2 protein-coding genes are annotated in these 8927 nt (G+C 64.1%); both read left to right on the top strand.

All coding sequences use genetic code 11. The annotated features are described in order from the left end of the window. Nucleotides 1–86 precede the first annotated feature (86 nt). Nucleotides 87–8684, top strand: coding sequence for an SDR family NAD(P)-dependent oxidoreductase (locus tag ACWEO2_RS44050; RefSeq protein ID WP_452410835.1), 8598 nt, complete (start codon nucleotides 87–89; stop codon nucleotides 8682–8684). A gap of 61 nt (nucleotides 8685–8745) precedes the next feature. After that, the coding region (locus ACWEO2_RS44045; RefSeq protein WP_452410834.1) for a beta-ketoacyl synthase N-terminal-like domain-containing protein at nucleotides 8746–8927 on the top strand (182 nt) is incomplete at its 3' end.

Here is an 8927-nt window from a genome sequence, read left to right as displayed (position 1 = left end):
TGCGCTTCTCCGACAGCATCAATCTCCTACGCGCAACGGCGGGCACCCAGTTCGTGGAACTCGGGCCGGGAACCGCGTTGACAGCAATGATCGCGCAGACCGAATCGGATGGCGCAGGGCCCGCGATACCGCTGATGCGGCCCGATCGACCCGAACCAGTGTCGTTGCTGACTGCTATCGGGCAGCTGTTCGTTCGGGGCACGGCGGTCGACTGGGCTCAGGTGCTTGATGGGCGAGGTCGGCCGATCTCGCTGCCTACCTACGCTTTTCAGCGTCAACGCTTCTGGCTGGCACCCTCGCAGGCCAGTGACGCGGCGGGATTGGGGCTTCGATCGCCCGAACATCCCCTGCTTGCGGGGATGCTGGAGCTTCCGGGGACGGAAGGGTTGGTGCTGACCGGGCGACTGTCGCTGGTGACGCATCCGTGGTTGGCCGATCATGCGGTCTGGGGCAGGACCATCTTCCCGGCAGCAGGGTTTGTCGAGCTGGCGATTCAGGCGGCTGCGTCCGTGGAATCCGCTGGGCTGCGAGATCTTACGGTGCAAGCGCCATTGCTGATACCGGATCAGGGCGGGGTGCGAATACAGGTCGTAGTAGGCCGCACCGACGAATCCGGGCAACGCCCTGTCTCGATCTATTCATGCGGTGACGGAGACTCCTCGGATCGAACCAGTATTTGGACGCTGCATGCCGAGGGCGCATTGGCATCGACCACTGCTGCAATGGAGCCGACCGCAGCGCAGGACCTGACGCAATGGCCCCCGGCCGGTGCTGTCGCGGCGGACATGGTCGGCATGTACGACCGTCTCGCCGCGCGTGGCTTCGAATACGGCCCCGCCTTCCGTGGGATTCGTGCAGTGTTGCAACGGAATATGGAGTTGTTTGTCGAGGCGGCATTGCCCGATCTGATGGCCGACATGGGGTTCGGGCTGCATCCGGTGCTACTGGACGCCTTACTCCACGGTGTACTCGCCGTGGAGGAGGACACCGGCGCCGACGGTACGATAAAGCTGCCATTCGCATGGGCCGGAGTCACTCTGCACAGCAGTGGCGCACGTGCGATTCGCGCGCGAATCAGTGGTGTCGGAACCGACAGCATCACGGTGTACGCCACCGACGAGGACGGCCGCCCCGTCCTGTCCGCGGAATCTCTAGTGACGCGACCGGTCTCGCGCGAGCAGCTCATGATCGGTCGATCGGTAGCAGGTTCGCTGTACGAGATCGTCTGGGAACCAGCCACTCTCGATGCGGCCGAGCCTATCGCGGTGACCGATTGGGACGCTGTCGGCGATGCCGAGGCGATAACCGGCGTCGTAATGCTGCGGTGCACTCCCGTACCGGGAGAAACTGTCACCGCCGTCCACGCCTGCGCGGCCGCGGTATTGGTCGTGCTGCAGCAGTGGTTGAGCGAAGACCGGTTCGCCGACACCCGTTTGCTAGTGGTCACGCAGGGAGCCGTGGCCTTGCCTGGTGAGACGGTGACCGACCTGGCGGCCTCGGCGGTATGGGGTTTGGTTCGTTCGGCTCAGCTGGAGAACCCCGGCCGGATCACGCTCGTGGATACCGGCGAAGACAGTGAATCGCTTTCACAGCTGCCAGGGGTAGCGAGCACGGTGGAAGCCGAGATCGCGATACGTCGAGACGAGGTATTCGTACCACGGCTGGAACGGGTGCGCGTGGAGAAGACCGATCGGAGCGCGACCGATACCGTCGAATCGGGTGCTGGCAGCACGGCGATCGCGTCCCTGGCACCTGGCCAGCTCCGCGTCGCGGTGCACGCAGTGGGCTTCGACTTCAGAGATCGCATCTCCTTGACCGCAGATCCTGCCGACACCACCGGTATCGGAGCCAGCGGTGTGGTCGTCGAGGTAGGCCCCGAAGTACCGGACCTGCAGGTCGGCGATCGTGTGATGGGAACGTTCACCGGGCAGGTCGAGCCTGTTTCGGTTACCGAACGCCGATGTGTCGTCCGTATCCCGCACCGATTGAATTTCGCCCAGGCCGCGGCCGCCATTCCCGTGGCGTCCGCTACTGACTTCTACAGCCTCGCCGACCTTGCCAACATGTACGAGGGCGGGCTGCTCAAACCGCCGCCGGTGATGCAGTGGAGCATCGACCGCATAAGTGAGGCGTACCGACACTTCCACCGCGCGCGCCACATCGCGAAGATCGTACTTACGTACACGCACACAGATCCCGACGAAACAGTGCTGATCACTGGCGGCACCGGAGGACTGGGTGCGGACTTCGCGCGTCACCTGGTGGCCAACCATGGGGTCCGTCGGATACTGCTGGTCAGCCGTCAGGGTCCGGCCGCAGCGGGCGTGGATGCACTGTCGGCGGAGTTGACGAGCCTCGGCGCCCACGTCGAGGTGGCCGCCTGCGATGTCTCCGACCGTGCTGCAGTGGATCGCCTACTGGCGGGGGTCCGGCTGTCCGGTGTTGTGCATGCGGCCGGGGTGCTGGATGACGGCGTCATCGAGTCTCTGACCCCCGATCGGCTGGACGCTGTGCTGGCACCGAAGGTGGACGCGGCATGGAACCTGCACGAGGCGACGAAGGATTCGCACCTATCGATGTTCGTGCTGTTCTCTTCGGTGTCCGGAGTTCTTGGCGCCCCCGGCCAAGCCAACTATGCCGCGGCAAACACCTTTCTGGATGCGTTGGCCGTCCATCGCCGTGTTCTGGGATTGCCGGCCATATCGCTGGCTTGGGGATCATGGACGCAATCCAGCGGAATGGCCGCAGGAATGCGGCACGCCGACGTAACTCGTGCGCGCCGCAGAGGAGTGCTGCCGCTGTCCACCGACGAAGGCATGGCTCTCTTCGACAACGCACTGCAAGTCGGTGGGGCAGCCCCCATTCCGGTGCGGCTCGACCTCGCGGCGTTGCGGGCGCTGGCGTCGGGCGGAGCACTCCCACCGGTGTTCAGGGAACTGATCGGAGCGCGACCGGCTGAAAAGGGCGGCGCGGAGCGCCGATCGAAACTGCGGGACCGGTTGGCAACCTCGCGTCCCGACCGACAACAACCGATTGCGCTCGATGCGGTGCGCGCGACGGCGGCCGTCGTTCTCGGGCACGCGTCCCCGTCGGCCATCGATGCGGACCGAGCATTCGACGAGCTCGGATTCGATTCGCTGACCGCAGTGGAGTTCCGCAACCAGCTGGGCGACGCGGCGGACTTGCGGCTGCCCTCGACGATTGTCTTCGACTACCCCACCCCACGAGCGCTGGCTGACTTCCTACTCGCGGAACTCGCCGGCACACCGGAGCTCCGATCCGACCACCCGACCACACTCTCGTTCCAGGCGAACGACTCCGAACCGGTGGCCATCGTCGGGGTGGGGTGCCGCTTCCCTGGGGACGTCCGATCTCCGGACGATCTGTGGGACGTGCTCGCCGGGAGCCGTGACGTCATCGGAGGCTTTCCCGCCGATCGGGGCTGGGACCTGGACAAGCTGTTCGACGCCGATCCCGACGCTGCGGGTAAGTCGTATGTGCGGGAGGGTGGGTTCCTCTACGACGCCGCCGACTTCGACGCGGCGTTCTTCGGGATCAGTCCGCGCGAGGCCCTGGCGATGGATCCACAGCAGCGATTGCTGCTCGAATTGTCCTGGGAGGCACTGGAACACTCGGGCATCGATCCGCTGTCGTTGCGGGCCAGCGATACTGGCGTATTCACCGGTGTCAGCAATGTCAGTTACGCGATCGGCAACGCCGCCGTGGCCGAGGTACAGGGTTTCCGGCTGACCGGTACAACACCGAGTGTCGCCTCGGGACGGGTCGCTTATGCACTGGGGTTGGAAGGCCCTGCGATGAGCGTGGATACCGCATGCTCTTCATCCCTGGTGGCATTGCATTTGGCGGTCGCCTCGTTGCGGCGCGAGGAGAGTTCGCTGGCGTTGGCCGGGGGCGTAGCGGTGATGCCGACACCGGAGACTTTCGTGGACCTGAGCCAACAGCGGGTACTGTCCCCCGGCGGCAGATCACGATCATTCGCGGACTCCGCAGATGGTGCGGGCTTCAGTGAAGGCGCGGGTGTTGTTGTACTGGAGCGTCTTTCGGATGCACTGCGCAATGGCCGCCGAATCCTCGGTGTCGTGCGTGGTTCAGCGGTCAACCAGGATGGCGCCAGCAACGGGCTGACTGCACCCAGCGGACCCTCCCAACAGCGGGTTATTCGTGCGGCATTGGCTGATGCCGGGCTGCATCCAGGCGACGTGGACGTTGTCGAAGCGCACGGAACCGGCACCGTGCTGGGCGACCCGATCGAGGCTCAGGCCCTCATCGCGACCTACGGCAAGGATCGTCCGCAGGATCGTCCGCTCTGGCTGGGGTCGATCAAATCGAATATAGGTCACACCCAGCACGCTGCCGGTGTGGCTGGGGTGATCAAGATGCTGCTCGCTATGCAGCACGAAACCTTGCCAGAGACACTGCATGTCGATGCGCCATCAACACACGTCGACTGGTCCGGAACGGTGTGCCTGTTGACTGAAGCTCGCTCGTGGGACGTGGAGAACGGACGTCCTCGACGCGCGGCGGTGTCATCGTTCGGCATCAGCGGCACCAACGCGCATGTGATTCTCGAACAGGCACCTGAGCCCGAACCGATCTCCGAGGAAGCGCTCGACACCGAGCACGCTTCGGCGGTGGCATGGGTGCTATCGGGCAAGACCCGCGCTGCATTGCTGGAACAAGCCGATCGGGTACAGCGATTCGTGGCTGCGCGTCCCCAGACGCGATCGACTGACGTTGCGGCGTCGTTGGCGAAGCGTTCGGCGTTCGAACACCGCGCTGTGATCGTGGGCGCCGATCTCGCCGAGCTGACGACCGGATTGACGGCGCTAATGAACGGAATGTCGACAGCCGGACTGGTCGACGGTCGCGCCGTCGCGGGTGGCAAGACGGTGTTCGTCTTTCCTGGGCAGGGCTCTCAATGGCTGGGCATGGGCCGCGAATTGATGGACACCTCAGTGGTTTTTGCAGATCGCATGCAAGAATGCGCCGCTGTGATCGATCCGATGGTGGAGTGGTCACTCCTCGAAGTGGTTCGGGGGAGGGAAGGAGCCCCATCCCTGGAACGGATCGAGGTGGTGCAGCCGGCGTTGTTCGCGATGATGGTGTCACTGGCAGAGTTGTGGCGCTCCTGCGGAGTGTCGCCGGACGCGGTTGTGGGTCACTCGCAAGGTGAAATCGCCGCGGCCTACATCGCAGGCGCGTTGACATTGGAAGATGCTGCCCGCGTTGTGGTTCTGCGGAGCCGGCTTTTCGCGGAGGCACTGGTCGGCAAGGGTGCGATCGCCTCGGTTGGCGCACCGGAGGACACCGTCGCGCAACAGCTGTCGGACATTGAGGATCTGTGGATCTCCGGAGTGAACGGACCCTCCGCGGTCACCGTCACAGGTGGCCTCGACAGCTTGACGCAGTTCGTCTCGAGCATGGTAGAGCGTGGCTACCGAGCACGAATTATCCCCGACACGGTGGCATCTCACTCACCGTATGTGGAGCCGCTGCACGATCAACTCTTGGAGTCCTTATCGGCGATCCGTCCTCAGGCAAGCGGGATCCCGGTTTACTCAACGGTTTTCGGTCGAGCTATTGAAGGCTCGGAGATGGATGCTGAGTACTGGTACGAGAACTGCCGATCGCCGGTGTTGTTTGAAAAGACAGTACGGGCACTGCATGCGGACGGTTTTGACATGTTCGTGGAGAGCAGCCCGCATCCGGTTCTTGTGTACGGCGTCGAGGAAACCCTCGGAGACAGTGCGGCCCGTTCCGCTGTGGTTGGCTCGTTGCGCCGTGGCGAGGCGGCATGGCCGTGCTTCGTCCAATCGATGGGCGAGGCATCCGTGCGCGGTCTATGCGTGGATTGGACCGCGGCGTTCGCGCACCGCAGGCACTGGATGGACCTTCCGACCTACGCCTTCCAGCGGCAGCGGTATTGGCTCCCGGCGACCTGGTCGGGCACCGATGTTGCCGGGTTGGGCGTGCGGTCGTCCGGACATCCCTTGCTGGGGCTTGTGATGGATACCGCCGGTGACGGCCGCGTGGTATTCACCGGACGCCTGTCGTCGGCGACGCAGGGGTGGCTGGTCGATCACGCGGTATGGGGTCAGGTGCTGTTCCCGGGTGCCGGTTTCGTGGAGTTGGTGGCGCATGCCGGCACCGAGATCGGTTGGCCGGTGGTGGGCGAGCTGTTGTTGCAGGCGCCGTTGATGATTCCGGCGGAGGGTGCGGTTCGGATCCAGGTAGTCGTGGACGCGGTCGATGAATCAGGGCAACGCCCGATCTCCGTGTACTCGAGTGTCGCCGACAATGAGACCGACGGCGACGCTGTGTGGATACAGCACGCACAAGCCATCGTGGCCACCGATTCCAGGCTCGTTCCAGATGCCATCACGGGCCTGCAGCCAGCTCAGTGGCCGCCGGTGGATGCGCAGATAGTCGATGCGGGCGCGGCCTACGAGGTATTGGCTGATCGTGGCTACGATTACGGTCCTGCCTTCCAAGGATTGCGGGCGGTATGGCGGCGCGGCGACGAGGTCTTCGTTGAAGCGGAGCTGGTGCCGAAGCTGGCGGGGACGGCCGACTCATTCGGATTGCACCCCGCGTTGCTGGACGCCGTTCTGCACGGGATCGCGATAGCCGAGGGGCGCGACGAGGCAGGGAGTGACCGGATGGTGGCCTTGCCCTTCGCGTGGAGTGACGTCACCCTACACGCAGCTGGGGCATCGCTGGTGCGTGCCAGAGTCACTCGGATCGGGGACACCGTCTCGCTGGCTGTGGCCGACTCCGACGGTCATCCGGTGCTGTCTGTCGGCGCGCTGTCGGTGCGGCCGGTGCGGCCCGATCAACTCGGTATGGCTCGACGTGTCGACTCGTTGTTCGGGATCGCATGGTCTCCGGTGACCCTGGATGCCAACGGCCACAGACGATCCGTCGGGGAATGGGACACTGTCGAGAATTCGAGTGATACCCCCGAGGTGATCGTCTGGCGTCCGGCTTCGTCTTCGGATGACGCTCAGGCAGCGGTGCGCACGTGTCTACACGCGGCACTCGGTGTCCTGCAGCGCTGGGTGATCGACGAGCGGTTCACCGACTCGCGGCTCGTGATCGTGACCGATGGCGCGGTCGCGGCATCGGGCGCCGAGGTAACCGATGTCGCCGCGGCGGCGGTTTGGGGTCTGGTCCGTTCGGCACAGTCGGAGAATCCGGGGCGAATCGTCCTGATCGACGCCGACGGCCCGATCGATGTCGATCCGCTCATCGATTCGCGCCAGCCGGAATTGGTCGTCCGGAACGGACAAGTCCTGGCACCGCGTCTGGAACGCATGTCCGTGAACGACTCGACGGAACGCCAATTGAATACGGCCGGAACAGTTTTGGTGACCGGCGGTACCGGCGGTCTCGGGGCGCTTGTCTCACGGTACCTGGTCGCCGAGTACGGTGCCCGTCACCTGCTATTGGTCAGTAGGCAAGGAACAGCCGCGCCAGGCGCATCCGAGCTGCTGGACGAACTGACTGCGATGGGCGCCCATGTGCGTATCGTCGCGTGCGACGTCGGCGACAGGCAGGCCTTGGACCACGTGCTGGCGGGGATTCCCACGGAGCACCCGTTGACGGGTGTCATTCATGCCGCGGGAGTATTGGACGACGGTGTGATCGCGTCGTTGACCCCGGAGCGGATCGACGTTGTACTCGCGCCGAAAGCAACTGCGGCGCAACACCTGCACGAGGCGACCATCGATTCGGATCTGGCTTTCTTCGTGCTGTTCTCCTCTGCCGCGGGACTTCTGGGGAGCCCCGGGCAAGGAAATTACGCCGCCGCCAACGCGTACCTCGATGGACTGGCGTCCTATCGCCGGTCACTGGGCCTGACCGCGACATCGATGGCATGGGGTCTGTGGGAACAGACAGGATCTATGGGCGGGCATCTCGAGGCGGCCGACACCACACGGCTTGGGATGACGGGAGTATCTGCACTGTCCCCTGAGCTCGGCTTGGAGCTTTTCGATGCCGGATTGCGTTCGCAACGGAGTTTGGTGGTCCCTATTCGAGTGGACATGGCCGTGGTGCGCGCGGGCGGAGCAGAACTCACACCATTGCTTCAGAGATTGGCACCAGCTCGCCGTTCCACCACCGAGAACACCTCTCTGTCTCCGTACCGTTTGGCCGCCCTCGAGCCGAAGGAACAGGAGCGCCTCGTGACCGCCGCCTTATGCGAGCAGTCTGCATACGTGCTCGGGCATGCAGCGGTCGAGACCATTGACCCGGATCAGGAATTCGGTTCCCTGGGATTCGATTCGCTGATTGCGGTGAAGTTCCGGAACCGATTGGCCAGTTCGACAGGTTTGCAGCTGTCGCCGACCGTGATCTTCGATTATCCGACGCCGCGCGCACTGGCCAGGTTCCTCGTCTCCGAAATCACGGAAACCGTTCGGCCGCAACCGCGCACAGAACAAGTGTCCGACGAACGCGAAATACGCCGTCTGCTGCTAGAGATTCCCGTGTCACGGTTGCGAGACGCCGGCGTGCTGGACACGTTGCTGCAACTGAGTGGAAAACGCAAAGCCGACTTCACCGAAGAGGTCTCCGACGCAGCGATTGATCAGATGTCAGCCGAGGCCCTCATCCAGCTCGCACTGGACGCGGGCGACGCCAACGCGCCTGATTTTCACTGACGACTCGTTTCACTCCATCACCATCGAAGCAACTCTGTAAGAGACTGGGGGACAACTGATTATGGTCAGCGACAGCGAACTGCTCGCCAGCCTACGATGGGCGACGATCGAGCTCGACAAGAGTCGCCAGGAACTGAACCTGCTCAAAGCTGGTGTGGATGAGCCGGTGGCGATTGTGGGTATGGGTTGTCGGTATCCGGGTGGTGTGGGTTCGCCGGGGGATTTGTGGCGGGTGGTCGCCGA

It is taken from the genome of Nocardia sp. NPDC004278, from assembly GCF_053602975.1.
This window is presented reverse-complemented; position numbering and strand designations above follow the sequence as displayed.